Annotated in this window: 1 protein-coding gene; it reads left to right on the top strand. The window is 35.7% G+C overall.

Going from position 1 to position 255, the window contains the following annotated elements:
- Positions 1-255, top strand: a 255-nt coding sequence (locus tag ACHRVX_RS23860; protein WP_395337096.1) for a transposase, incomplete at both ends; no start/stop codon positions are given.

Genomic DNA, 255 nt, shown 5'->3' with positions numbered 1-255 from the left:
AGATGCTTTCCTAAAGCCATACAGGTTACTGATAAATTTCATGTTCAAAAACTAGCCCTGGAGGCATTGCAGGAAATCAGAATCAAACATCGATGGGAAGCCATGGATTTTGAGAATCAATTGATCATAAAGGCAAAATCAGAAAACAAAACATACATTCCCAAGCTTTTAATCAACGGAGATTCCGTAAAACAATTATTAGCCAGAAGCAGATATTTACTTTATAAATCTCGCGAAAAATGGACTCAAAGCCAA

It is taken from the genome of Flavobacterium sp. FlaQc-47, from assembly GCF_044006475.1.
Classification (GTDB): domain Bacteria; phylum Bacteroidota; class Bacteroidia; order Flavobacteriales; family Flavobacteriaceae; genus Flavobacterium.
This window is presented reverse-complemented; position numbering and strand designations above follow the sequence as displayed.